The organism is Virgibacillus chiguensis (assembly GCF_900129865.1).
Lineage (GTDB): Bacteria > Bacillota > Bacilli > Bacillales > Amphibacillaceae > Virgibacillus > Virgibacillus chiguensis.
This window is the reverse complement of the sequence record NZ_FQXD01000013.1, coordinates 82,407-107,121: the sequence shown is the minus strand read 5'-3', so window position 1 is coordinate 107,121 and position 24,715 is coordinate 82,407. Positions and strand designations below refer to the sequence as shown.

The following is a 24,715-nucleotide window of genomic DNA, read 5'->3' as shown; positions in this document are numbered from 1 at the left end:
AAATACATGGCTTACCCGAATACATTAATGGAAGCACTTGGAATTGAGACAGTAACCATGACGAAGGAAAAAGTGCAGCTTACCATGCCAGTCGATAAGCGAACACGCCAACCATTTGGATATTTACACGGAGGTGCCTCCGTTGCATTAGCAGAATCGGCTGCTAGTATTGGGGCGAGTCTGTATGTTGACTTCCAAACGCAAGCCGTTTTCGGAATAGAAATTAACGCCAACCATATTCGAAGCATTAAAAATGGAGTGGTTACAGCTACAGCACTTCCGATACACATTGGCAAGTCAACGATGGTCTGGGAAATAAAAATTACCGATGCAGAACATAGGCTCGTATGCGTTTCTCGATGCACTATTGGTATTATTACCAAAGAAAAATAATCCAAAGCTTGAAAGGGGTTCGTCAATGAAAACACATCTTAGTGAAGACAAGTTATTTGAATTTAAAGAACGACTCTTAAAGTTGAAAAAAGAAACAGAAGAAGCAATAGAAGCCAAGATTATGGAAGCACCAAATGAATCTTTGGAGGAGCTGGCAGATTACGATAATCACCCAGCAGATATGGGTTCGGAACAATTTGAACAGGAAAAACAAGCAGGGATACAACAAATGCTAGAAAAACAATTACAAGATATTGATGATGCGCTACAGAAAATTGAAATGGGTACATTTGGTTTAAGTGAAAAGTCTGGAAAGCCAATCTCAATTGAACGTCTAGAAGCACAACCGACAGCACGTTTTTTAGTAGGAGAAAATTAAAAGTTAACGCTCATTTTACTAGTGTCTAATACCAATCCGTGTGGCTACTTTTAGCCCAACTAATCGTGGGCACCCTAACACTATGATCCTGAAAAATTTTAAAACATAAAGAATAAAAGCGAACATTCAATCAGTGGGGTTTTTTATTCCCCCCTGATTGTTAGTAGCCTAATTTATTTGGGGGATCCTACCTATTTTTTAGCTTATATGTTTGAGAAGCAGGGATACCTCCAACTGACTCTGCTGCTAGAATTGCTTGGACAATGGATTGTTCTAATGTCTCTACAGCCATAGTTCCTATTAAATCAATGGATTGTTTTCTTTTCCCTGTACTTAAAGCAAAGATCGTATCACCGTCCATTAGCGTATGTGCAGGATAGATTGTCTTTGCCAAAGCATTATGAGCTATTTGTGAAATCTTGGTAGCCTCTGCTTTCGTAAGCGAAGCATTCGTAGCTATCACACCAATTGTCGTGTTCATACCGGCCGACATTTGACTTTGGTGTTTTTGCATATAAGTAATACTGTCCATCATTTCTCGGGTGTCCAAATCTATTGGTCCTGCTAATATTTCTCCTGTGTCTGGGTGTCTAATATCTCCAACTGCATTTACAGCTACTAATGCTCCCACAACTATGCCATTATCAAGTTCTACTGAAGCACTTCCTAACCCTCCCTTCATACAATGTTTGAAGCCCGCTACTTTCCCGACCGTTGCACCACATCCTGCACCAACATTCCCAAAAGAAAAAAATCCTTTTTTAGCTTGTTTTGCTGCTTGGTACCCCATTTCTTTATCCGGACGAACCTTGCTATCTCCAAGAGCTAAATCAAATAAAATTGCTGCAGGAACGATTGGAACCCTAGCAACACGAACATCTAAACCTATTCCTTGCTCTTCTAAATAGTGCATCACTCCATCAGCTGCGGCTAAGCCAAACGCGCTCCCACCAGAAAGCGTAATTGCATGTACTTGATTCACAGTATTTACAGGATCTAATAATGCTGTTTCTCTTGTTCCTGGCGCTGAACCTCGAACATCTACACCACAAACCGCACCATTTTCTGCCACAACGACAGAGCACCCTGTTATCGCTTCCATATTTTCAACATTTCCTACTTTTATCCCTGGTACATCCGTTATGTTCCCATAAGCCATCTAAAACACCTCTGTTTCTATTATTTTTATTAGAAAAACCTGGCTTCTTGTCGCCAAGTCTATTGGGAAAGCTGTTTTTTTCTTATACCATAAACCTTTTAACTTTTATACTTTTCTATAGAACAAAAACATTATTTACTAAATAAGGTATACGAAGCAAAAAATTCACTTCATTTTTGTGATCTGTAGAACATTTTTAAAACAGGCTATTTGATACGAGGCAAGACTTGCGCTAGTTCATATGAAGGAAATAAAAAGCAGTGCGAGCCATTCTAAAATAAAAGACTGCACTGCTCTTGTTAATATAATTGCGATTAGAATTAGATTACGAGGAAGCAAATTTAGCTTGCTTCTCTTCTATCCATACGCGTAACTTTAAAAACAATGGGACAAATAACAAGCCAACGATTATTCCTTTTATAATATTAAATGGTAGTATTCCAGCAGAGACTATTCCCCATTTAATTGCAGTATTTGACATGTCTTCCCATCCCATAAACCATGCATATGCTGGTAAGAAAACAAAATAATTTAAAACACTCATTCCAACTGCCATTACGATTGTTCCCGTAACTAAACCAGAAACTATACTTTTCACACCTTTAAATTTGTGATAGAGCATAGACACTGGTACAACAAACATTATTCCAGCTATAAAATTAGCAAGTACACCAATTGGGTCAGAGGCACCAGATACAGCTAAATACAAGAGATTTTTAATGGCGACCACAAGGACCCCAGCAACTGGTGAAAAGATGAATGATGCCATTAAAGCCGGAACATCACTGAAGTCAATTTTCAAGAAAGCTGGTAATAATGGCAGTGGGAAGTTTAAGAAAAATAATAATAATGAAATGGTACCTAGTAAAGCTAAGACGATGACTTTCATCAGTTTGGATGATTGTTTATTCATTGGTTGCATTTTCTATTTCTCCCTTCATCATGTATCGATTCCAATTTCGTGATGAAGGTTTAGAGCCAGTTTGCTTTCTACAGAAAAACCCTAAAGCGCCTAATTGGGGCTTTAGGGTAAACGTAAACAAACCATAGGAAAAAACGAGGCACATATATGTACCTGAAATTTGGCTCGACATCTTCTCCCATCCAGACTGTAACTGTCGGTTCTGGACTTGCACCAGATCAACCACAATAAAAAATTGCGGGTCACGGACTTAAGCACTCATGCTTTTTACCGTCGGTCGGGAATTTCACCCTGCCCCGAAGATGGAATCGATATTCTATTGTTACGGTTATTTTACATGAGATTTTTTAGTTTTGCAAGAAAATAATATCTCAAATCAAAACCTCGCATTCCAATAAAATGCGAGGTTTTGCAATGGCAATTACTTCTCAGCGTTAATCCATAACTTTCCTTCTGCTTGCTTACGTGTCTCATTGCCATAATTATCTTCTACTTTTACCTCAATAACAGCACCTTCTGCAACGACACTGCTTGTTGCTGTCCAATAACCAACATAATGACCTTCTGATGTTTCCATCATTGGTAATTCTGTAGCATTCGTAGCTGTATTCGTTAATGGCATATGAATAGCATAGGTTGGATTTAGCCCTGGTTCACTATCAAACTCAATTTTGATGGACTCACCAGCGGCTAGTGTAGTATCTTCTTTTGGGGTTAAATTCTCAACCTCAGGCGCTGTGAAATTAACATCCACTGTAATTTTTTCCTTCGTTTTATTACCAGCTGCATCTTGAGCTACGACTTTAATTTCATTTTCACCATTGTCTAACAAAATTCGTTTGGAATATTTGCCATCTTGTACTTTTGCTTTCTTACCGTTCACTTTTACGGCGTCTAAGTTATTATCAGAGACAGAACCTTCTACAGTAACAGTCTCTCGATTCAGTTTTTCCTCATTTTTTGGTGAATCGATGGTTAGCTCAGGCTTTTCGGTATCTAGTGTTATATTAACCGGCTCTGATTCGCCTGTTGGATTTCCATCTAGCTGAGAAACTGCTGTAAGTTCATTTTCCCCTTCTGCCAGTTCCGCTGGAATAGCAAACGCACCGTCATCTCCTATTTCAGCCGAGCCAATTTCTTCTCCATTATTCATTAATTGAATCGTAGTCGTTGGTGAAGCATTTCCTTCTACAGTAACCTGTTGCTTATTCGTAATAGAGCCATCTTTTGGCGAGGTAATTTCAGGTTCCTCTACTTCGTAATTAACGTGAGCGCGAATCATATAATTTCCTTCTTCTACTGGTGATTTAGACCAAGATTCACCAACTAGTTGATAACTTCTTTCTGCATTTGGACTGCTTTCATCTGTAGCAAGTCCAGGTGCTTCTGTATTTGGTGCTGTTTGCATATACACCACATAAAATTCTTCTTCTACCACAATGCCATGCTCTTCTAAATCGACAACTGTCCATTCATTTTCATCGCGAATGGCTTCAGCATCAACTGGGCCTGCTATCTTTTCACCTGGTGTACCATCTGGTCCATTTGCGTCCCAAACCTCCACTTGAAATGCAGTACCGCCTGGTTGTGGAAACTCTTCATTCCAAAATTTAAAGACAGCAGCATCAACAACACCAGTTTCCTTTCCTTCTGGTAATGTCATCTTTACTCCCCAACCATTTCCAGCATCATAGAAGGCGCGAGCATTTTCTGGTGTTCCATCATCATAAGCAATTTCTCCACCAGGCACCGTGTAGAATGGCTCTAATTCCACATTTTGAGTATGATCGCTATCCTCTAGATTAATTTCCATTTCTGCACCATGATAACCGCTTGCAAGAACTTTTAACGTATATGTCCCCTGATAAGCGGTGAGTGAATAATTACCTTCCTCATCTGTTGTTACTGGTTCAATATTGGCATCCTCCACTACTAAAATCGTTGCATCTGGTATAGGCTTGCCTGTTTGTTCATCCGTAATAGTTCCGCTTATCGTGTATTGGTCCATTTCTTCTAACGTAAAATCAGCCTCCGAAGTACCATCCGAATCAATTGTTACAGACTGTTCTTGGGATTCAAAGCCATATGCTTCTGCTTTTACCGTAAAATCTCCCGCTGCATGTAATAATGAGTAGCTACCTGTAGCTGGGTCTGTAGTTACCGTACGCCCACTTTCTATGACACTTACTTGCGCTTGCATTGGTAATAATGTTGGATTCACGGTATCCTGTTTTGGTTTTGCTTTTTTCTTTGGCTGGATAGGTTTTATTTTTTCCGGGTCTACTTTTTCCTTTTTGGCTGATTGTTTATCTTGTTTGTCTTTGGAAGCTACACGTACCGTATCTATAAATCCTAACAAACCAGGATTTGACGCTTCTGCTGTTAAAGATGCATTTTTTGTACCTGCTGTATCTGTTAAAGCAACGTCATCAATATACCAGCCATCACGTGTAACACTACCGTCTGTATCTAAATTAAAGCCTATATAAACTCGTTGACCGAGATAGTCGGATAAATCAACTGTGATATTTTCCCATCCTTCAGAAACATCGGAAATTTCCTCAAGCTGTGTCCAATCCTCCTGATCCGTGGAAATAAATACATGACCATAGTCGTAGTTGTTTTCTAAGTTATACCATTGATTAAATTGTAAAAAAGCGTTCCCTTCTTCTGGAAGATCAATTGGCGGCATCACAAGTGTCGTATTTGAATCACTCTCATACGCGCCAGCCAAATTAGTGGCATATACATTCTTTCCAGAAGCAGCAGTTTCAGGTCCGGAAGTTGGCACTCCACGCTCCCAACTATTGTTTTCTCCAAATACCGTCCAGCCAGCCGATGCAGCTTCAAAATCTTCCTCATAACCGACCGTAATTCCCGGTCGTAAAGCTACCTCATACGTTTCACTGCTCGTTTCATTGTTGCCAAAATCGTTCATATGCCATGTGTAAGATAAACTTTCTCCAGTTAATTGTTCTCCAGGGATGGAAGCTATATAGCTTCCATCCTTATAATCACCAGAAACACGTTCTGCTTCAATTGTTTCTTCTTCCCCAGCTGCGTTTGTATACTGTAAATCAACTGAACTTACACTAATATTGTCGGACACCTGAATATTTAAATCTAAATCCATCCCCATATACGCTTCTGTTAATGGCTCATGCTCGAAAACAGGTGCCTCTGTGTCTTCACCAGCTTTTGTTACTTGCCCTTCTAACGTTCCTAAACCAGATACTAAAGAAGAAACAGCGTCATAAGCGTTAACTAATCCATGTCCATATCCGTTATTCGGTGATTCAGGGTATTCACTGTCTGTGAGCGGATTAGCGGTTGACATAACAATTTCTTCCATTTCATTCACAGTAAGACTTCCATCTGCCTGCTTCATTAATGCTAAAACTCCAGAGAGCGCTGGGCTTGCCATGGATGTACCGTTCCATCCTCCTTCATAACCGCTTCCTGGCACACTTGAACGAATATTAACACCAGGTGCTGTTATTTCTGGTTTTATTTCGTCATATGGCGAAGGCCCAAGTAAAGAGAAACTTCCTAACACATCGTTAACATCCGTTGCACCAATGGCAAAAGACTCTGGATAATTAGCTGGCACCGCTACTGAACCTGGCCCACCTGGATTAGATAGGGAAGTATTCCCAGCGGAAAATGCTGGGAAAATTCCCGCTTCTCTCCATGCAGTTACTACATCTCGATACCATTCATCAAGCCCTGAGCCACCACCCCAAGAGTTATTTACAATATCCGGAGCCATGGAAGCGTCTCCATTCGGAGCCAGCATCCATTCTGCAGCTGATAATAACCAATTGTCATAGCCAACACCTGCGGCATTTAATCCTTTTGCTGCAATCCATTTTGCTCCTGGGGCTACCCCGATTTGATTGGAACCGTCAGCCTCTGCTCCAACCATTGTCCCCGTAACATGTGTACCGTGTGAGTGATCATCATAAGCTTCTTCTTCACCAGCTGTCGCATCGAAGAAACTTGCAGCGTGATCTACTTCTCCCGTTTCAGAATTATACCCACGATACTGCTCCTGCAAAGCTGGATGATCCCATTGCGCTCCGCTATCAATACTTGCTACTACAATACCCGAGCCGTCAAATCCCATATCCCATACAGACGGAGCACCAACACGCTCCACATTCCATTCTACATTTTCGTTCTCAGCTTTTATTTGCTTTTCTTCTTTATCGACAGTTACTTCAAATAGTTTACGTTCCTCATTGGGTAATATTTTTTCTACTTCAGGATAAGAAGCAATTTTTTCAGCTATCTTTTTGGTAGCTGTTACTGACATTCCATTCACAATGTGAAAAGATTGGAATGTCTCTACATTGCCTTTCTCTTTTTGCTTTTGAATATAATCTTTTACATTCGTTTGCGATTCTAAAGCTGTAGACTTCAACTCTGAAATAACTGCTGAACGTTGAACATGTTCTACCTTTTGAGCTGTCAAGCTAGCTTTTTTTGCTGTTTTTTTTGCATTATTAGCCGCCTTTTTCACATCTGCCTTTTCAGCAAATTTAACAAGAAAAGTTACCTTATCATTATCTTTAAATTGCTTTGTTAATTTGCTACTTAGTTTATTTTCTACCTTAGTAGAATCACTAACAGATTGATGCAGATTCTGCGTTTCTTGCGCACCAGCTACCCCAGGCGTAAATAAAGAAAATGCAATAAAACATGTTGCGGCAATGCTTAGCATTTTGGTTTGTCGCCTTCTTCTTTTCAAAACTATTCCTCCCTCCAATTTTTCAATCCTGCTACAAATGAAAGAACAGCAGATGCATCTTGCCCCCTTTCATTTTCTGCGTTCTTTTGTAGCTACTAGGTCACTCTCTGTTGTTAGACTAAGTATAGTAGAGTACCCATGAAGAAAGGTGTCGATATAAGTCGTTTTATATCTCAATATTCCAAATTAATAAAATAGTCTTATTTTTTCTCACTTTTATTCATCCTCTTTGTAACCTATACATGCTTATTCTCTTAGTAACACTTGGCTTGTACCCAAGCGATTTTATGACGAAAGCTTATACTGTAAACCAAAAAATCTTATATTTTCCTATAGCGCAAAAAAAATAAGCTAGTTTCCTCCTACTTAGGAAAACTAGCTTCAAATATAGCTTTGTTATAGGGATGAAAAAAATCACGCTTTTTGTTCTAAAAACGATTAACGTTTCTCTTTTTTCTAGTATAAAAATGATTAAGTTTACCTACAAATCCAAGATTTAGTTTAAGCAATTTGCTTATATAAAGAAAACAAACGACCTTCTACCTAATTTTTCACTTGAAATTTAGGATAAAAACCTACTCACCTTTGCTCATAGCTTCTATTTACCTAGAAAAGGCTAAACGTGCTGTCGTTAAAACGCAAAGATTCATGTAAAAATGTTGTCTATTTAGAAAGCCTTCGTTTCTACTATAAAAAACCAAAAAAATCCTATACTTTTCCTACAGTGTAAAAAATAATTTTACACTGTTATAAATCAAGTGGGTTTAAGCTTTCTTCTCCTGTTAACGCAGAGATCATTGCCACTAACAAATCAATTTCTTCGGCTATATCTTTGATACTTGCTGTTTCAACAGGAGAATGCATATATCTAAGCGGAAGGGATACAAGCGATACAGGAACCCCTTTTCCTGTCAGCCGCATTTTATCAGCATCTGTTCCAGTCATACGTGGCGTAAGCTCATACTGAATAGCAATATCTAAAGATTTTGCCGCCTTTTCAAGTAGTTGATTGATCTTGATATTGATAGGGGCACCTTTTGCTAATACAGGGCCTTTTTCTAATCGAACATCACCATATTTATTTGTATTAACTCCAGGATAATCTGTCGCAAATGTAACGTCGCAAGCAATCGCCATATCCGGTGCTACACCTGCCGCTGCAAAATAAGCGCCGCCCATATTCGTTTCTTCATTTACTGTACTAGCTGCATAGACACCTACTTGACAGCCCGCCTCTTTCAATTTTCTTAGCACCTCTGCTACAATAAATGCGCCTGTTCGATTGTCTAGACCGCGACCAGCAACATAACGATCCGACAGACATTCCGGTTCCGTCTTATATACCGCTAGATCACCAATATGTATTTGCTCCTCTGCCTCTTCTTTCGTTTTAAAACCGCAATCGATAAACAAATCTTCTAAACTAAAGTCATTCTTTAAACCACCATGATGTTGAGCGTTGACGCCAATAACACCTGTTAAACAATCATTTGCACCTAGCACCGTCACCTTCATTCCAACCGCAGCTTTAGGATTAATCCCACCCATTTTATCAAAATGTAAGAAACCACGCTCGTCAATTCGATTAATAACTAGTGCTATTTCGTCACAATGACCGGCTAATAACACTTTAAATGGTGCCTCAGGGTTTAAAACACCAATGACATTCCCAGCATGATCTGTTCTTATTTCGTCTGCAAAAGGTTTGACATATTCCAACCACTTCTTTTGGATTTCCATTTCTAAGCTGGATGGAGAAGGGGTTTGTAATAATTCTAACAAAAATTCTTGGTTTGCTAATTGCATCTTATTTCCTCCTAACGTTGTTAAGTTCTATTGCTATCATAGCAAAAAATCACCGCACAAGCACTTTTGTTTACCAATCTTTCATGTATAGGTAGACTAATTAAAAGTACATGTGTGACATAAATGAGAGTGTATCGTAAGACAATATACCGATTCTTTAGCGGTTATTCTGTGCCGAATAGGTAAGTATTATGTGAGAGAGGATGAATTAAAAATTTATGGTGGACTGATTTAGGACTATAACAATACCTTCACAAAATGAATGAAATGTAAATTATGAATTCCGCAAAGGATTTGAAATCTTATTTAAGCTTTATTTATCTACGCTCCTTTGGACGTGTAAGACAGGCAATCGGTCGCTTAGAACACAAGGTGACGACTCCTGCAGGAAGCATGAGATTAGCATTTGAGGGAGCTCAAGCAGCCCTGAAGAAAGCGTCCTCCTGTAGTGAAAAGCGACGGGTTCAAGAAGGTATACTACTTCAATCAGGAAAGCAAATAATAGGTTAGAAATAATAGGCAAATACGAACGCCTACATATACTATACAAGGAGTTGAGGCGAATGGACCTTCTACAATGGTATGAAAAAGGAATAGAACCAGACGTTTATATTGAATCAATGAAAAAGCATAAGGAGAACTTACTTGCCATTTATGATCACTTCCAACTGCCAGATAATTATACGCTTTATGCGCAAGTAAAAGAAAAACAATTAAAAGTGATTGTTTTAACAGAGGACTGGTGTGGTGATGCCATGCTCAATATTCCTATCTTGTTAAAACTTGCTGAAGCTACTAACCTGGACGTGCGTATGCTATATCGTGATCAAAATCTAGAACTAATGGATCAATATTTGACAAATGAAACATCTCGATCCATTCCTATTTTTATTTTTATTGATACAAATGGAAATGAAAAAGCTACATGGGGACCACGAGCAAAGAGCATACAAGATTTTGTGGATAAAGCTCAAGCGAAATTACCAAATAGAGAGGAAGCTGATTATCAAGATAAATTTAAAGAAATGATATTATTTATGAATAAGAGCTTCCGGGATAACTCCCAGTTTTGGGAGCATGTACACAAAAGTTTAGAACACACGTTAAAGCAAATTAGTTAGAGAAATTGCCTTGTTAAAGCCTCTATGGAATAGCAAACGACAACCTGTTAGGACGCTAACTCTCCCCTAAATTCATACTGGTATATGAATAGCTACGGAGATCATCTTTCGTATAATCAAAAAGCCCTGTGATTATAAAGACCATAACTTGTCTATACTATATGAAAAACATGTAGCGTTTTGAGCATACAGCAGCGTTAGTTGCTTATGCTCAAAATGGTGAATCTCTTATTTCTTCGTTATACATAGAAAAGCCCGATTTCACAATGGAATAGCTATTGTTTTTTATACTATAATTAAAAGAACATGTAAAAGGTGAGCAATTTGAGTATTCGACTAATTAAACAAATTTATTTTAAACTGCCTTTATTATTTAAACTACTAATGAGCATTTTTTTATTTATGCTCGTTTTTGGATTTTTCATTCATTTAGCAGAACCTAGCCAATTCCCTTCCATTTTTGATGGTATTTGGTGGGCATTCATTACTGGAGCAACTGTCGGTTATGGAGATTTTGTTCCTTTAACTCCAATTGGTAAATTAATAACCATATTGTTAATCTTAACAGGTGGCAGTTTAATTGCTTTCTACATAACCTCATTAGCAGCCTCTACTTTTAGACAAGAACAAGCTATAGAGGAAGGAAGAGTAGCGTTTAAAGGAAGCAATCACCTTGTACTGATTGGGTGGAATGAAAGAAGCCGACAGCTAATCGAATCTATTGCTCAGTCTAATTCACATACTCGAATGGTACTTATCGATACAACGTTAGAGCACGTCTCGTTTTCCGATTATCCTGTCCACTTTATTCAAGGTGACCCTACAGAGGACATGGTTTTAAAAAAAGCAAATATACATTTAGCCGAACGTGTATTAATAACTACAGATACAGCCAAAAATGAACGAGATGCTGACAATGTAACCATTCTCTCGGCCGTAGCTATTCGAGGAAATAATGCAAACGTACCCATTATTGCCGAGATTGTTTCCGTCACACAAATCGAAAACGCACGTCGTGCAGGAGCTACCACTATCATTCGCTCTAACGACTTTACAAGTATATTATTTTTTCATGAACTATTTCGTCATAGAGCATCGCAACCATTTGAAGATATCCTTCACTTATTAACAAAGCAACAATTTTACCATAAAGAAGTAGAAGAAGAGTTGGGAGATTTAACCTTTCAGGAAACGATTGTTTTATTAAGCAATAAACAGCAAATCCCTCTTGGTATTATTCGTAATGAGCGCTATTATGTGAACCCTTCACCCCAATTTCGTTTACAAGCAGGAGACCAATTAATCCTACTCTTTCCTTGGAATAAGTAACGCTTCCACTTCCTGTATATAATCTTTTCCCATATCAATATATTCTTTTGGGATATCCGTATCTGGATCTGTCGGCGTCTGGAATTGATTAACTAGACCTTGAATAGCACCATTTCGACTATCGATATCATTTCCAGACTCATATTGATGTCCCAATACGAATGGTTGTTGTAGACGAACGATAACACCCGGGGAATCTAACTCTCCTGCAATAGCTTTAAACGGAATTCGTAAAAAATAATACGTACCTCGATCATCCAACTTAATATCTAAGTATCCATGATCATACTCCCAACTCGAACCTATAACAAATCCTATTGGTTTCAACACTTCCTCTAATTTAAACAAAGCATATGTTTCATCTTCCAAACTTGTTTGTATTGGTACCATTTACCTGTCTCCTCACATAATAATAATAGTGTTAAAAATACATATTCGCACTTTCTATCTGAACCCGTTAAAAATATTCCTTTTTCATTTAAAATACTACCCGTATGTTTTGCTACCTAGAGATTATTATGCTAAAATATTTTATTGTGTAAAAAGAAACGAAAAGAAATAGGAGTTGTTCAGCATGACAAGCAATTTTGAGATTGGGCAAATTTTAGATGGTAAGGTTACTGGAATTCAACCATACGGTGCATTTGTTGCACTAGATGAAGAAACACAAGGACTCGTTCATATTTCCGAAGTTACTCATGGCTACGTTAAAGATATTAATGATCATTTAACAATTGGTGATGACGTAAAAGTAAAAGTATTGCAAATTGATGAAGAAAAAAACAAAGTTTCTTTATCCATTCGGGCTACACAAGACACACCACAAGCTAAACCAAAACAAGTTAAGCCAAAGCAAGTAGATGTAGAACCTTCTGGATTTAATACGCTAAAAGATAAACTAGAAGAGTGGATGAAACAATCTAACTACAATAAGAAATAATGATAAGGCAAACTCGCATTCGGAGTTTGCCTTATGTTTTATTGATCTACACCTTCTGGTTCGTGCTGATCTGCAAAAGCTTCATCGGTTTTAAACAACAGTGGGATTAATACTAGCCCACTAATCCCTACTACTGTATAGATAATTCGAGCAAAAGTTGCACTCTGCTCACCGCCAAATATTGCAGCCACTAAGTCAAACTGAAATAAACCAATTAAGCCCCAATTCACTGCGCCAATAATTGTTAATGCTAAAGCTGTCCGTTGTATTCCATTCATTTTTACAACCTCCTTCCTTTCGTATCTAACATAGTTTTTGTAAAATGATAGAGATTATGCAGTTTCTTTCTTGATTTCCCTCCGTCTCTTGGGTAAAGTGAATAATGTAACAAACTTATTTCTAACTCTTTAAAGGAGGATACACATGACTCACGTAACATTCACGTATAAAAAAGCTCTTCCCTTTATGAATGAACAAGAATTAGATCATCTTGAAAATGCAGTAGAAACTGCCCATCACGCACTACACAATCGAACAGGCGCTGGTAGTGATTTTCTTGATTGGATTGATTTACCCGAAAATTATGATAAAGAGGAATTTAATCGCATAAAAAAAGCAGCAGAAAAAATCCGCGATCATTCGGATGTGCTATTAGTTATCGGTATAGGGGGTTCTTATTTAGGTGCTAGAGCTGCTTTGGAAATGCTTAACCATTCCTTCCAAGCTTATATAACAAAAGAAGAACGAAAAGCACCACATATTATTTTTGTTGGACACCATATGAGTTCAACCTATATGCATGATTTAATGGACGTGTTAAAGGATAAAGATTTTTCCATTAACGTGATTTCTAAAAGCGGTACAACAACTGAGCCAGCAATTGCGTTCCGTATTTTCAAGCAAATGTTAGAAGACAGATATGGAGTAGAAGGTGCAAAAGAACGTATTTTTGCAACAACTGATAAAGAAAAAGGAGCATTAAAATCTTCTGCCGATCAAGCTGGTTATGAAACATTTGTAATTCCTGACGGCGTTGGAGGACGTTATTCTGTTTTGACAGCTGTAGGGTTGCTCCCAATTGCAGTAAGTGGCGCTTCCATCGATGAAATGATGCAAGGTGCACGTGATGCTATGAACGATTTTTCTGAACCTAGCTTAAAAAACAACATAAGTTATCAATACGCTGCAGTTCGTAACATTCTTTACAATAAAGGGAAAACAACTGAACTGCTTATTAATTATGAACCAAGTTTACAGTATTTTGCAGAATGGTGGAAACAGTTATTTGGCGAAAGCGAAGGAAAAGATCATAAAGGCCTTTACCCATCTTCAGCTAATTTTTCGACTGATTTACACTCATTAGGGCAATATATTCAAGAAGGGCGCCGTAATATTTTCGAAACCGTGCTTCGCGTTCAAGAGCCAAAGCGTCAATTAACTGTAGAAAAAGACCCTGTTGATGCAGACGGGTTAAATTATTTGGCTGGCAAAACGATTCACGAAATAAACGATAAAGCCTTCCAAGGAACACTTTTAGCTCATACAGATGGTGGCGTACCAAATCTTGTAGTAGAAGTACCTAAACTGGATGCTTATACTTTTGGCTACCTTGTTTACTTTTTTGAGAAAGCTTGTGCGGTGAGCGGTTATTTATTAGGTGTTAACCCATTTGACCAACCAGGTGTGGAAGCATATAAAAAGAACATGTTTGCGCTTTTAGGTAAACCAGGCTTTGAAGATGCGAAAAAAGAATTAGAAGACAGGTTGTAATTTTTAGGGGAATCATAACCTTAATCCCCTTCATCCAGCGCAGCGATGAGCGTATATTAAAAATAGAATGAGCATGTTTAAAAAAAATCTCATTGGGTATACTAAGAAATGTAAGACTTTCTCGTATTCCCCCTGTAGGCAAAGCGTTAAATCGCTTTGCTTTTTTCTTTTCCATACACATCATTCTCTCGAATTCACAATGAGGATTTTTATCATCCCCTAGCTCAAAGATTTGACCAAAAGTATATTACAAAATAAAAGTTAGTACAGTATTCACCACTTAGACTTGTTCAGCTCACATCTGCCATTTTTTAGTGGCAATTTCACTGCATTTTATATCTAGAGTAAAAATTAAGAAACTCATATAACGTAAAGCCTCTAAGCACAAGAACAAAAATTCTGCGCTTTCATTTCATATCATGTTATACTAAACATATGCGTTTGAGCACTGGTCTAGATAGACAGTTTCAATAACAAAGCTGGATGACGAACTATGTCTCCAACAATATATGCAGAATGTTATTATTAAGGAGGCTATAAATGAGTATATTTGAAGAGCAACATAGCAGAAAAAATACGCGATCTGTAAAATGGGATATGTTAAAGCCTGTATTCCAAACAGACGATGTTTTACCAATGTGGGTAGCAGATATGGACTTTAGAGCTCCTGAACAGGTAAACGAAGCACTTATCGAGCGCAGTAAACACGGTATTTACGGCTACACAATAGTGGATGATGCAGTTAAAGATTCGGTTGTAAAGTGGATTCATCGTAGGCATCATTGGCACATTGATCCTAATTGGTTATCATTTAGTCCTGGTGTTGTCACTAGTTTACATATGGCAGTGCAAGCTTTAACAGAGCCTAATGATAAAATACTTATTCAAACACCCGTATATACCCCTTTTTACAATGTGATCGAAAGCCACGATCGACAAATTGTAAAAAATCCATTGCGCTATGAAGATAACTACTATCAAATTGATTTTGACGATTTTGAAGCTAAATTAAAGCAAGGCGTAAAGGCGTTCATTCTTTGCTCTCCGCATAATCCAGTAGGACGTGTGTGGAAAAGGGAAGAACTAGAAAAAATGACAAAATTATGTTTGGATTATAATGTAACTATTATATCAGATGAAATCCATTGTGATTTAACGTTTCCCAATGAGCGACATATCCCTATCGCTTCTCTTTCTGAAGAAATAAATGACCAAACAGTAACATGTATGGCTCCATCGAAAACATTTAATTTAGCTGGTTTACAGGCTTCCTATATCATTACTCCTAACCAAGAACGAAGAAAAAAAATTGAAGCACAATTATCAAAACAAGGCGTACATGGTTTAAACATAATGGGGAACACCGCTTTAGAGGCAGCTTATTTGTATGGAGATAGTTGGCTTGACGAACTTCGCGAAGTTTTGCTAAGTCATAAACAGTATGTTGAAGAAATGTTAAAAACGCATATTCCAGAAATAACTGTAACACATTCAGAGGGGACTTACTTACTTTGGATTGACTGCAGTGCTTTAAATATGGATCCAAAAGAATTACGTGAATTTATGATTCACAAGGCAAAAGTAGGGTTAAATACAGGAAAAGATTACGGAAAAGAAGGATCAACCTTTATGCGGATGAATATAGCTTGTCCAAGAGCAACATTGGAAGAGGGCGTTAGAAGAATCATCCAAGCAATTCAAAACAGATAATTTCATTCATAAAAGCAGGATGGCATAATCGTGTTTCGTTTAGCCAGACCTGCTTTTTTTGCTTTAGCTACTTTATCAAGCGAACATTTCTAATACATTCGTTCTACTCTTGCTCTTCATTATTTTGTGTTGGGTCTGATGGTCGTTTTTCATTATCACCATTTGTTTTTGTTAACGTGCCACAAATTATTCTCTCTCCTGAATCTCCTCCAGGTTGGCTTACTCCGTCATCTTTATTCTTAGTAACAATAATGGATGTTCCTTTACCTTCAGTTAGCGAATTTTTTCCATCTAATAACGTCGTCTCCGGCATCATTAATTCAGCGTTAATAACTCCGTTAGCATCTGCTTCTATGTTTGGCATGTCCCCTAAATGGTTTCCTTCTGGATGCATGAGACCATGTTCTGCACCAGTCGGGTTAAAATGATTGCCAGCAGATGTGAAATCAGGCGCTTCACACTTGGCGTATTCGTGTACATGTATTCCATGAAACCCTGGTTCCAGCCCTTCTAATTCCACTTTCACCTTTACCCCATCAGATTGTTCATGAAAACTAGCTGTACCAACCATATCACCAGATGAATTGTACATTTCAACTTCTTTTGTTTTCTCATCTTTTGGCTGGCAAGCTACAGCTATTAATAATAGAGAAATGACCATCACCATTCTCATAATTTTACATCCACCCTTTTTTAAAACTTAGCTTGCCCATTAACTATACGGCTACTCGTTTATTTATAGATCCAATTATTATACAGAGAAAGAAACAAAAAATATTAAAAACCCCTTCACCTTGGAAGGGGCAGTTATATAACATACAATACAATTGTGTTTTAACGTAGATGCAAAGTGTAGCATTCGGCTGTTACCTTCTCCCACTGAAATTTTATTACTTGGACTTCGCCTCTCACATAAAAACTTGGCTAGAAGCCAAGTTTTCCTAATCATGAGGTTCATGCAATTCCTTGTGGTATTGTTGCTTAAATTTTCGCTCATCCTTCTTCGATTTCTTATAAATAAAGTACATGGCCACCCCTGCAGCAATCATAAAAATAAGTAATGTTATAATGGCAGGGATATATTCCGATTTATCCTCTGGAAAATAAAGAAAAGGCATCATTTTTCCTCACATCCTCCCATGTTATTATAACAAACTTATCATTATTTGCTACAAGCATAAAGGAATTTGTTTATTTTCAGAAAGAGCTAATCTTGTGGCAAAAATATTTATGACGATAGAACGCCGTCGTTTTCTTTATACTATACACCCTGAAAGATTTATGCTTTCCATAGTATAAATAGGCAAAATACAGCTTCGCAAGATATAAGTTAACCCCCAAAAATACCCATTATCGCAAGTAACATATCGTATTCTTTGGGTTCTTTATTACTTTTAAAAAAAGTATCACAAAGCTACAACTATTTGCAGTTTCTTTTTTTCTTTGGCAAAATGGAACTACGTGCATTTGTTTGACAGAAGGGAGACTTATATTATGGCGGACGTAGCTATAGGGCAAATTGTAAAAGCGCATTATCGATCAGGTACCTATATTGGAAAAGTGGTCGGTGATAAGGGAGATCGTTACGTAGTTGAAGTGCTTGCAGTAAAAAAACACCCAATGCAAGGTGATTTACACAACCCACAGCAGACAGAAGGCGTTTTCTTTCATGAACGAAAAGCTTTAGCCTTTGGTGAAAAAACTAACGTTAAAAAAGCAGCTGTACACCCCTTTAATGAAACGGTTCCAAATTACAATAATTCATTAAAAGAAGCCGTAGAATTATACCGTAATAAACTGTTACAAAAACATTCAGATTACAACCAAGCTGCTCTTCAATGCTTAGCTAATTTGGAAAAAAATTATTATTAATGTGTACTATTTTCTCTCTTTCTGCGCAATGATACAATAAGGCGTACCCACAACATTAGTATAGAGTCTAAAAATAAACAAGCTACCAGCATCACAGACTGACAGCTTGTTTATTTATTTACTCACCAAGATGTTCTTTAATAACTTCTTCAATACCATTAATAGCTTCTACCTCATCTGAGCCATTAGCAGTAATTTTAATTTGTGCTCCTTTAGGAATACCTAACGACATAACACCCATAATGGATTTCAAGTTTACTGTTTTGTCATTGTAAGCAATTTCCACTTCAGATTCAAACTGACCTGCTTTGTTTACTAAAAGTGTAGCAGGACGAGCGTGTACTCCAGTTTCTGCAGTAATTGTAAAAGTTTTTTCTGTCATTTTCCTTCATCCTTCCAAAGAAATAATCATGTAATGTAATTATAAAATGGCTCAGCAAGCATAGGATTTTCTTATCTTTTTGAATCGATTACATTCTCCTCATCTTCCAAACAAATCTCAATGAAGATAGCCCCTGCTCCCTTAACCTTGTTTTTTCCAACAGGACAAGCACAAGCTTTTTGCATAGGTATACATTTCATCCAAGTGAAAAACTGAGCTAAACCTATTATATACAAAAAAACGATATTTTGAAACAAAAAAGTGTTTTTTAATAAAATGTTTTATTTTTCTATTTAAAAACTAACTACCACACCTACGAAACCCCAATAGATAAATTGCTGTTCTATTGAGTAGTATCTGATTTTCTCTCTACTAGCACTAGCCATCATACTTATCTAAGCCTTTTTATATAACTTGCATTTTTTGACCACATAATATTCATATTTATTATTTCTTTGTAGTTGTTTTTCATTTTAGCCTGTGATAACGTTATCTTGAAAGCTACTCAATATTATTATAGGAGGCTAACATGATGAGTGTACATATTGGTGCAAAATATGGAGAAATTGCTGATAAAATCTTATTGCCTGGTGATCCTCTCCGCGCTAAATTTATCGCAGAAACATTTCTTGAAAATCCAAAACAGTATAATAAGGTAAGAGGCATGCTAGGATATACTGGAACATATAAAGGGGAAAAGATTTCTGTTCAAGGAACAGGTATGGGAGTCCCTTCTATTTCTATTTATATAAATGAGTTAATGCAAAGCTATGATGTTCAAAAATTAATTCGTGTAGGTACATGTGGTGCAATTCAAAAAGATGTTCAGGTAAGAGACGTTATTCTCGCTCAAGGATCAACTACGGATTCACAGATGAATCGAATGGTTTTCGGTGGTATTGATTATGCACCAATTGCAGACTTTGATTTATTAAAGAACGCATACGATGCCGGTGTTGCAAAAGGGCTAAACCTAAAAGTCGGTAATGTCTTTACAAGCGACACCTTCTACAGAGACAATGCAAAGGAAGTAAATGAAAAATTAGCTGCCTACAAAGTGCTAGCTGTAGAAATGGAAACAACTGCTCTTTATACATTAGCTGCAAAATTTGATCGTCAAGCATTATCCGTACTAACCGTATCCGACCACATCTTAACTGGAGAAGAAACATCAGCTGAAGAAAGACAAACCACTTTCCACGAAATGATGGAAGTGGCGCTAGAAGCGGCTATTAAGTAAACTTTTACATTGAGGGTTTTCCATTCTCCCTACTAGATAATAGCTAAACCTTTTTTAGAACTTTCATTTAGTTGAAACAGCGCATTCGCGTACCTATATTTGGTGCGCGAATTTTATTTTTGCTTCCTTTGTTTTTAATATTAACACTATAAGCCAAGGAAATGAATTACACCTTAAACCTTAAAAAACCGGTTTACCATCAAGTCTTTATGGTGATGGAACGCCGTCGTTTTGCTTATTCTATAAATCATTGAAATTTTATGCTAGGCTATAGAAACAATATAGTGCTATTTAAATCTTAAACATGGCATCCCTATCCCCATGCTATACCACTTAACAGACATATCTTCCCTAACCGCTCACAAACGTTAACTAACAAATCTATTGGTTGACAAACAGTGTTTTAATCGATACTATATTTCTAGCATGATAAATATTCAACAGGTATAAACCATTATACACAGGGGGGAAAAACATGAATCAAATGAGAACAATAGACCTTACATATGGAGCGGTTTTTGTTGTACTAATGGCAATTGGAGCTAATATTACCGTATGGTTCCCGATGCTAACGATACCCATTGGCGGAGCTGATGTTCCACTTTCCTTGCAAACATTTTTTGCAGTTCTAGCAGGATTAATGTTAGGTCGTAAACTTGGAAGTTTTTCAATGCTCGCATATATGCTTGTAGGGATAGCTGGTGTTCCTGTATTTGCTGGACTATCAGCCGGGCCTCGAATGTTCATCAGTCCAACTGGCGGATTTATTATATCATTTATTTTTGTAGCTCTAGTTACTGGTTGGATTGTAAATAAACCTAAACAAAATTATTCCTTTGTTCGTTATTGTTCAGCAGCGCTCTTAGGAACGGCAATAAATTATATAATTGGCGTGACATATATGTATGCTGCTTCCAATATGTGGTTAGACGTCCCACTTAGCTACACACTAGCCTGGAGCGGAATGATACCGTTTCTAATTAAAGATATTGCTTTTGCCGGGTTAGCGGCTTTATTTATGGTCCGTGTCATTAAAAGAATTCCCGTCTTAAGTCGCGCTAAACTAAGTGGATAAATATTAATTCAATTCTAATATAACTTTAGTGTGTCCTTTTATAACACATGTTATGTTCTAGAGACGAAATTATAGGTAAGAACAACGCCTCACCTAGTACATCCTGCTTGGAATATGGGAATAGAAATCAACGGCTAATCCAATCATCATTTAGTTGAAATATTTCATGCGTATCCTTCTCTCTTATGGTAAGATAACAGTATGTAATTTAACGCATATCTTCTTACAACACAGGATACACTTGTTTTAGAGAGGGTGTTTTAACAGCATGGAACTATTTTTAAATTATCCCTTGTGGGCAGCATTAACAGCTATTTTTTTCGTACAGATAATTAAAATACCAATTGGGCTAGTTGTTACAAAACAGCTGAACCCTAGTTTAGCATTTAGTACTGGCGGGATGCCAAGTAGCCATTCGGCGGCGGTGGCGGCATTAACTACTAGCGTAGGTATTATAGAAGGTGTAACGTCTACCATGTTCGCTATCTCTTGTGTATTCAGTGTCATCATTATGTTTGATGCTACTGGCGTTAGAAGACAAGCAGGGGAGCAAGCAATTGTGTTGAACAAACTAATTCGCGATTTTCAGCTTTTTATAGATGGAGCAAAAGGCTGGCAAAAAAAAGAAGAAGATGAAAAAAGACAGGAATTAAAAGAGTTGCTAGGTCACCAACCAATCGAAGTGTTTTTTGGCGGTTTAGCTGGAATTATCATTGCTATTACAGTGTACCATTTATTTTACTGAAAAATGTTATTTGAAAACAAACTTGACTCACTCCGAAAGTCTCACGTCTTATTAGCAAAACTTTAGCTTGCCACTCAAGTCTTATGGCGAAAGCTTTTTTCTTATCCTATAAACGAAAAAATCTCATGTTGTCCTATAGAACAAAAAAGCGATATACATGTTAAAATGACAGGTACCTACATCGTACCTGTCATTTTAACTACCACTGCATTAACCTGTTATGTCCTGCCTGAACACTTGTAATGCCTCATTCTCATTTAATTGTTGTAATTGTTTTTCTGTTAATTCTCCATTTCCCTTTTCAATCATATACACATCGACTTGCTGTTTACCCCATTTATCGTAAACATCTTCTACTGTCTCATAATACAAGTCAATTTTATTTCCTGTAATAGCACTACCTTTATCAGCAACGACACCAAATCCATAATTTGGTATAAACAGAATGGTTCCTATTGGATAAACAGATAGATCTGCAGCAATAGTAGAATACAAGTCTCTTTTCACTTGGACTCCCGAATAGGTAATTCCATATTGTGGGTGATCTGGAGTTTTACCGGTAGATTCTACACCTGCCGTGTACCCAGTAGCAATCACTTTTTTGCTTGGATATTGTTCATAATTCACAGCTTCTTCCAACGTTTTCACACGTCCCATTTGATTGCTTGATATTTGTCGGTCTACTTCTTTCACATGATTAAGCTCTTTTTGTTTCAAATTTGTTTGTCTCGTATAAACATCTTTGCCATTTATTGTATCACTATTGTCCGCTAATCTGTCTATAGAAGAAGGCGTATATGGCCAGAGTTTAGCAGAAACTCCTTCCTTTAAACCCACTATCCCTAGGAGCATGATAGTCACAAACATAAAACTTAAAACCGTTTTTTCAATGATTTTTTTGATTTTCATGAATAACACCTCTTTGGATGTCATCATGTCCAATTTAAAAAATTTTATACATTATTCTATTAAATTACTAGTTTGTTTTCTATGTTGACTACGGATGATATTCTAGCTAACCTTAAAACATTTGGTATCCACTCTTCCTAAGTAAACGTATCACAAGACCGGATACAATTGTCCCTACAAAACCAGCAGCTAAAATAGAGATATCAACTGCAGTAAGTTCTGTAAGTCGAGTAGTTAACTTGGTAAACGTCTCACTTGTATTTGTGAAATAATTCCATGTCGCAGTATTATCCACAATAATAATAACGACAAATGGATAAATAAAAGCCATTAACCAAGTCGTTCGAAGAAGCATATTTAAAATAAAAGCGATACCAAAGAATATAACGAAATATAATAAGATAGACACTACTAATTGAATCAAACTTTGTTGCTCCCTTCCAATCCCCTTTTTAATCTTTACTTAATCATATCTTCCCCATCATTTTAAAGGATATAGAAAAAAAAGCAAAGCTAACATTCTTAAATGAAGACAAAAGAATCTATACCGTTTATCACTTTCATTTTTTTCTAGCACAAAAAAGTAATTAAAATAAGGCAAATCTATTTTGAATATTAGGAAAACGATGTCGATTCTATTATACTATAAACCTGAAAATGTCATACTTCCTTTTTATGCAAGGGACGACCTAAAGGCGGTCTTACAATAGGTGTTGTTGTTACCCCCCACTTCGCATAATAAAGCAATAAACCTTCTAATTTGAAGCGGGAGCCTAACACCTTCTTATACTAAACCTTTAAGCTTTCCTATAGTATAAAAGATATAATAAATATAATGTTAACATTTATTATTTAGCACGCGGAAATATAGTGAATTTCCCTTTTTTTACCAATAAACGGAGCCCACCAAGCTTAAACAAATAGCGGTTATCAATTATTTTTTTCAATATGGTCGCTTTCCAACCTAAAACCTTCTTGTTCTTAAATATAATTCCAATTGCATCTCGACTTCCTAAAGAAGCAACGGTACCGAGAATATTCGGTTTAAAGCCTTCCATTTCTTCATTTCGTATATATGCTCTTATATTATAAGCTACAGCTTCTGATTCTTGAATAGCGATTTGAGCAGTAGGTGGATATGGCTTGCCTTTTTCAAAATCCATAATTAATGCACAATCTCCGATGACAAATACATTATCATATTCTGGTGATCGCATATCATTATTCACTTCTATTTTACCTTTATTTGTTGTGAAATCTGATTCTTTTATAATTGAATTCGCCTTTACTCCAGCAGCCCATACTATCGTATGCGTAGATATCTTTGTTTGCATACCATATTTCTCAAATAACACACTCGTTGGGGTACATTCTTTAAAGGTTGCCCCAGTAATAAATTCAACACCACGTGCTTCCAGAGAGTTCATAGCATATTCTACTAACTGTTCATCAAATTCAGGTAAAATTGTCGGAGTAGCTTCAATATTAATGATCCGCACCAATTGCTTGTCAACGTTATATTTTTTACAAAGTTCGGATACACGATCTGCAAGCTCACCTAAAAACTCTACGCCTGTAAAACCGCCGCCACCAATAACAAAGGTTAATCGTGAAAGATTTTTCTTTTCTTCCTTTACAAACAAGGAAAAATTATCTTCAATGTGCTGCCGAAGTTCACGAGCTTTCTCTATATTATTTATCGTATAAGCATATGTTTCTAAGCCAGGTACATCAAAAGTTTCTACTTCAAATCCAAGAGCAATAACTAGTACATCGTAATGAAGTATTCTGTTTTCTAAAATCACTTTTTTATCTTTTGGTTGAATTGATAAAACCTTATCTTGAATAAACGTTACCTTTTGAGGATTAATAACATCTTTAATAGGTATTTTCGTTCGATCATCATTCACTGTTCCTACAGCATTCTGGTGAAGCCATGTTGTTTGATAATGGTATTCATTTATGTTTACTAAAGTTATTTCTGCCTCTTCAGTGCGTAAAGATTTTTGTATTTTGGTCACAGTCATCATTCCACCATAACCAGCACCTAGAATAACTATGCTTTTTTTTTCCATATTCATCACTTCCATTTACTCCCTAGCTGAAAATTGTGACCTGTTTCACTTGAGAACGAATAACTTAACTAATTATTCCACAATACTATCGGTAATGTATCCATATAGTACACAGCCCTAAGCAATCATAAAGCTTTA

The 24,715-nt window shown here is 36.9% G+C and carries 25 protein-coding genes and 1 riboswitch; of the genes, 12 read left to right on the top strand and 13 right to left on the bottom strand.

Features of this window, described 5'->3' with window-relative positions:
* Window positions 1-6: 6 nt before the first annotated feature.
* Both BUB45_RS14370 and BUB45_RS14365 read left to right on the top strand, forming a co-directional pair.
* The gene (locus BUB45_RS14370; RefSeq protein ID WP_073011048.1) at window positions 7-393 is read left to right on the top strand and encodes a hotdog fold thioesterase; all 387 of its coding nucleotides are present in this window, start codon (window positions 7-9) and stop codon (window positions 391-393) included.
* Between the two features lie 25 nt (window positions 394-418).
* Window positions 419-772, top strand: coding sequence for a TraR/DksA C4-type zinc finger protein (locus BUB45_RS14365; RefSeq protein WP_073011046.1), 354 nt, complete (start codon window positions 419-421; stop codon window positions 770-772).
* A gap of 187 nt (window positions 773-959) precedes the next feature.
* Here BUB45_RS14365 and BUB45_RS14360 read toward each other — a convergent pair whose 3' ends face one another.
* From BUB45_RS14360 to BUB45_RS14345, 4 genes are all read right to left on the bottom strand, one after another.
* A complete protein-coding gene (locus BUB45_RS14360; protein ID WP_073011043.1) occupies window positions 960-1,931 on the bottom strand; it encodes a P1 family peptidase in 972 nt (323 codons plus the stop codon).
* A gap of 325 nt (window positions 1,932-2,256) precedes the next feature.
* Window positions 2,257-2,853: an ECF transporter S component gene (locus BUB45_RS14355; RefSeq protein ID WP_371413704.1), complete on the bottom strand. Its 597-nt coding sequence runs from the start codon at window positions 2,851-2,853 to the stop codon at window positions 2,257-2,259.
* A 166-nt stretch (window positions 2,854-3,019) separates the two neighbouring features.
* Window positions 3,020-3,161, bottom strand: a riboswitch (FMN riboswitch).
* A 113-nt stretch (window positions 3,162-3,274) separates the two neighbouring features.
* A complete protein-coding gene (locus BUB45_RS14350; protein WP_073011040.1) occupies window positions 3,275-7,603 on the bottom strand; it encodes a S8 family serine peptidase in 4,329 nt (1,442 codons plus the stop codon).
* Between the two features lie 747 nt (window positions 7,604-8,350).
* Entirely contained in the window at window positions 8,351-9,409 is a 1,059-nt protein-coding gene (locus tag BUB45_RS14345) for a M20/M25/M40 family metallo-hydrolase (protein WP_073011037.1), read from the bottom strand.
* A 276-nt stretch (window positions 9,410-9,685) separates the two neighbouring features.
* Between BUB45_RS14345 and BUB45_RS20235 the strand changes: the two genes are divergently transcribed.
* The 3 genes from BUB45_RS20235 (at window position 9,686) to BUB45_RS14330 (ending at window position 11,859) form a co-directional block, all read left to right on the top strand.
* On the top strand, window positions 9,686-9,919 hold the full coding sequence (locus BUB45_RS20235) for a hypothetical protein (RefSeq protein ID WP_073011035.1): 234 nt from the start codon (window positions 9,686-9,688) through the stop codon (window positions 9,917-9,919).
* A 53-nt stretch (window positions 9,920-9,972) separates the two neighbouring features.
* Window positions 9,973-10,530, top strand: coding sequence for a thioredoxin family protein (locus tag BUB45_RS14335; RefSeq protein ID WP_073011032.1), 558 nt, complete (start codon window positions 9,973-9,975; stop codon window positions 10,528-10,530).
* Window positions 10,531-10,854: 324 nt separating this feature from the next.
* Entirely contained in the window at window positions 10,855-11,859 is a 1,005-nt protein-coding gene (locus tag BUB45_RS14330; protein WP_073011029.1) for a potassium channel family protein, read from the top strand.
* Here the strand turns inward: BUB45_RS14330 and BUB45_RS14325 are convergent.
* Window positions 11,836-12,249 carry a YugN family protein gene (locus BUB45_RS14325; protein ID WP_073011026.1) on the bottom strand — a complete coding sequence of 138 codons (414 nt, stop codon included), beginning with the start codon at window positions 12,247-12,249 and terminating at the stop codon, window positions 11,836-11,838. The two genes, BUB45_RS14330 and BUB45_RS14325, sit on opposite strands and share 24 nt — an antisense overlap.
* Window positions 12,250-12,433: 184 nt before the next feature.
* On the opposite strand from BUB45_RS14325, the gene yugI reads away from it, so the two are divergent.
* Window positions 12,434-12,799 carry a S1 domain-containing post-transcriptional regulator GSP13 gene (gene yugI / locus BUB45_RS14320; protein WP_073011024.1) on the top strand — a complete coding sequence of 122 codons (366 nt, stop codon included), beginning with the start codon at window positions 12,434-12,436 and terminating at the stop codon, window positions 12,797-12,799.
* Between the two features lie 38 nt (window positions 12,800-12,837).
* Here yugI and BUB45_RS14315 read toward each other — a convergent pair whose 3' ends face one another.
* Window positions 12,838-13,077 (bottom strand): DUF378 domain-containing protein, encoded by a 240-nt coding sequence (locus BUB45_RS14315; protein WP_073011021.1) that lies wholly within the window; start codon window positions 13,075-13,077, stop codon window positions 12,838-12,840.
* 145 nt (window positions 13,078-13,222) lie between these two features.
* Here BUB45_RS14315 and BUB45_RS14310 point away from each other — a divergent pair, with 145 nt between their 5' ends.
* Complete coding sequence (locus BUB45_RS14310; protein ID WP_073011019.1) at window positions 13,223-14,569, top strand: glucose-6-phosphate isomerase; 1,347 nt, start codon at window positions 13,223-13,225, stop codon at window positions 14,567-14,569.
* A gap of 540 nt (window positions 14,570-15,109) precedes the next feature.
* Window positions 15,110-16,279 carry a MalY/PatB family protein gene (locus BUB45_RS14305; RefSeq protein WP_073011016.1) on the top strand — a complete coding sequence of 390 codons (1,170 nt, stop codon included), beginning with the start codon at window positions 15,110-15,112 and terminating at the stop codon, window positions 16,277-16,279.
* A gap of 103 nt (window positions 16,280-16,382) precedes the next feature.
* On the opposite strand, the gene BUB45_RS14300 is transcribed toward BUB45_RS14305, so the two are convergent.
* Both BUB45_RS14300 and BUB45_RS14295 read right to left on the bottom strand, forming a co-directional pair.
* Window positions 16,383-16,952, bottom strand: a complete 570-nt coding sequence (locus BUB45_RS14300) for a superoxide dismutase family protein (protein ID WP_073011013.1) — start codon at window positions 16,950-16,952, stop codon at window positions 16,383-16,385.
* A gap of 268 nt (window positions 16,953-17,220) precedes the next feature.
* Entirely contained in the window at window positions 17,221-17,400 is a 180-nt protein-coding gene (locus tag BUB45_RS14295) for a hypothetical protein (protein WP_073011010.1), read from the bottom strand.
* Window positions 17,401-17,773: 373 nt separating this feature from the next.
* Between BUB45_RS14295 and kapB the strand changes: the two genes are divergently transcribed.
* Window positions 17,774-18,151 (top strand): kinase-associated lipoprotein KapB, encoded by a 378-nt coding sequence (kapB, locus tag BUB45_RS14290; RefSeq protein ID WP_073011007.1) that lies wholly within the window; start codon window positions 17,774-17,776, stop codon window positions 18,149-18,151.
* Window positions 18,152-18,269: 118 nt separating this feature from the next.
* Here the strand turns inward: kapB and BUB45_RS14285 are convergent, their stop codons facing one another.
* Together BUB45_RS14285 and BUB45_RS20230 are read right to left on the bottom strand one after the other, a co-directional pair.
* Window positions 18,270-18,533 (bottom strand): phosphocarrier protein HPr, encoded by a 264-nt coding sequence (locus BUB45_RS14285; RefSeq protein ID WP_073011004.1) that lies wholly within the window; start codon window positions 18,531-18,533, stop codon window positions 18,270-18,272.
* A 71-nt stretch (window positions 18,534-18,604) separates the two neighbouring features.
* Window positions 18,605-18,790, bottom strand: coding sequence for a hypothetical protein (locus BUB45_RS20230; RefSeq protein WP_139300171.1), 186 nt, complete (start codon window positions 18,788-18,790; stop codon window positions 18,605-18,607).
* 275 nt (window positions 18,791-19,065) lie between these two features.
* Here BUB45_RS20230 and deoD point away from each other — a divergent pair, with 275 nt between their 5' ends.
* The 3 genes from deoD to BUB45_RS14270 all read left to right on the top strand — a co-directional run bounded on the left by deoD (window position 19,066) and on the right by BUB45_RS14270 (window position 21,593).
* The gene (gene deoD / locus BUB45_RS14280; RefSeq protein ID WP_073011001.1) at window positions 19,066-19,773 is read left to right on the top strand and encodes a purine-nucleoside phosphorylase; all 708 of its coding nucleotides are present in this window, start codon (window positions 19,066-19,068) and stop codon (window positions 19,771-19,773) included.
* Window positions 19,774-20,248: 475 nt separating this feature from the next.
* Window positions 20,249-20,848, top strand: coding sequence for a biotin transporter BioY (locus BUB45_RS14275; RefSeq protein ID WP_073010998.1), 600 nt, complete (start codon window positions 20,249-20,251; stop codon window positions 20,846-20,848).
* Between the two features lie 268 nt (window positions 20,849-21,116).
* Window positions 21,117-21,593 carry a divergent PAP2 family protein gene (locus tag BUB45_RS14270; protein ID WP_073010995.1) on the top strand — a complete coding sequence of 159 codons (477 nt, stop codon included), beginning with the start codon at window positions 21,117-21,119 and terminating at the stop codon, window positions 21,591-21,593.
* A gap of 210 nt (window positions 21,594-21,803) precedes the next feature.
* On the opposite strand, the gene BUB45_RS20655 is transcribed toward BUB45_RS14270, so the two are convergent.
* The 3 genes from BUB45_RS20655 to BUB45_RS14255 all read right to left on the bottom strand — a co-directional run bounded on the left by BUB45_RS20655 (window position 21,804) and on the right by BUB45_RS14255 (window position 24,583).
* On the bottom strand, window positions 21,804-22,502 hold the full coding sequence (locus tag BUB45_RS20655) for a 3D domain-containing protein (RefSeq protein WP_073010993.1): 699 nt from the start codon (window positions 22,500-22,502) through the stop codon (window positions 21,804-21,806).
* Between the two features lie 112 nt (window positions 22,503-22,614).
* The gene (locus BUB45_RS14260) at window positions 22,615-22,926 is read right to left on the bottom strand and encodes a YuiB family protein (RefSeq protein WP_073010990.1); all 312 of its coding nucleotides are present in this window, start codon (window positions 22,924-22,926) and stop codon (window positions 22,615-22,617) included.
* Between the two features lie 424 nt (window positions 22,927-23,350).
* Window positions 23,351-24,583 carry an NAD(P)/FAD-dependent oxidoreductase gene (locus BUB45_RS14255; RefSeq protein ID WP_342068360.1) on the bottom strand — a complete coding sequence of 411 codons (1,233 nt, stop codon included), beginning with the start codon at window positions 24,581-24,583 and terminating at the stop codon, window positions 23,351-23,353.
* Between the last annotated feature and the right edge of the window lie 132 nt (window positions 24,584-24,715).

Excerpts from the sequence above, each read along its gene's own strand:
- BUB45_RS14325 (WP_073011026.1), bottom strand. The coding sequence starts at position 12,249 with ATGGTACCAATACAAACAAGTTTGGAAGATGAAACATATGCTTTGTTT.
- yugI (WP_073011024.1), top strand. The coding sequence starts at position 12,434 with ATGACAAGCAATTTTGAGATTGGGCAAATTTTAGATGGTAAGGTTACT.
- BUB45_RS14300 (WP_073011013.1), bottom strand. The coding sequence starts at position 16,952 with ATGAGAATGGTGATGGTCATTTCTCTATTATTAATAGCTGTAGCTTGC.
- BUB45_RS14295 (WP_073011010.1), bottom strand. The coding sequence starts at position 17,400 with ATGATGCCTTTTCTTTATTTTCCAGAGGATAAATCGGAATATATCCCT.
- BUB45_RS14315 (WP_073011021.1), bottom strand. The coding sequence starts at position 13,077 with ATGAATGGAATACAACGGACAGCTTTAGCATTAACAATTATTGGCGCA.
- BUB45_RS14355 (WP_371413704.1), bottom strand. The coding sequence starts at position 2,853 with ATGCAACCAATGAATAAACAATCATCCAAACTGATGAAAGTCATCGTC.
- kapB (WP_073011007.1), top strand. The coding sequence starts at position 17,774 with ATGGCGGACGTAGCTATAGGGCAAATTGTAAAAGCGCATTATCGATCA.
- BUB45_RS14310 (WP_073011019.1), top strand. The coding sequence starts at position 13,223 with ATGACTCACGTAACATTCACGTATAAAAAAGCTCTTCCCTTTATGAAT.
- BUB45_RS14255 (WP_342068360.1), bottom strand. The coding sequence starts at position 24,583 with ATGAATATGGAAAAAAAAAGCATAGTTATTCTAGGTGCTGGTTATGGT.
- BUB45_RS14275 (WP_073010998.1), top strand. The coding sequence starts at position 20,249 with ATGAATCAAATGAGAACAATAGACCTTACATATGGAGCGGTTTTTGTT.
- deoD (WP_073011001.1), top strand. The coding sequence starts at position 19,066 with ATGAGTGTACATATTGGTGCAAAATATGGAGAAATTGCTGATAAAATC.
- BUB45_RS14270 (WP_073010995.1), top strand. The coding sequence starts at position 21,117 with ATGGAACTATTTTTAAATTATCCCTTGTGGGCAGCATTAACAGCTATT.
- BUB45_RS14365 (WP_073011046.1), top strand. The coding sequence starts at position 419 with ATGAAAACACATCTTAGTGAAGACAAGTTATTTGAATTTAAAGAACGA.
- BUB45_RS14345 (WP_073011037.1), bottom strand. The coding sequence starts at position 9,409 with ATGCAATTAGCAAACCAAGAATTTTTGTTAGAATTATTACAAACCCCT.
- BUB45_RS14335 (WP_073011032.1), top strand. The coding sequence starts at position 9,973 with ATGGACCTTCTACAATGGTATGAAAAAGGAATAGAACCAGACGTTTAT.
- BUB45_RS20655 (WP_073010993.1), bottom strand. The coding sequence starts at position 22,502 with ATGAAAATCAAAAAAATCATTGAAAAAACGGTTTTAAGTTTTATGTTT.
- BUB45_RS14285 (WP_073011004.1), bottom strand. The coding sequence starts at position 18,533 with ATGACAGAAAAAACTTTTACAATTACTGCAGAAACTGGAGTACACGCT.
- BUB45_RS20235 (WP_073011035.1), top strand. The coding sequence starts at position 9,686 with ATGAATTCCGCAAAGGATTTGAAATCTTATTTAAGCTTTATTTATCTA.
- BUB45_RS14305 (WP_073011016.1), top strand. The coding sequence starts at position 15,110 with ATGAGTATATTTGAAGAGCAACATAGCAGAAAAAATACGCGATCTGTA.
- BUB45_RS14360 (WP_073011043.1), bottom strand. The coding sequence starts at position 1,931 with ATGGCTTATGGGAACATAACGGATGTACCAGGGATAAAAGTAGGAAAT.
- BUB45_RS14370 (WP_073011048.1), top strand. The coding sequence starts at position 7 with ATGGCTTACCCGAATACATTAATGGAAGCACTTGGAATTGAGACAGTA.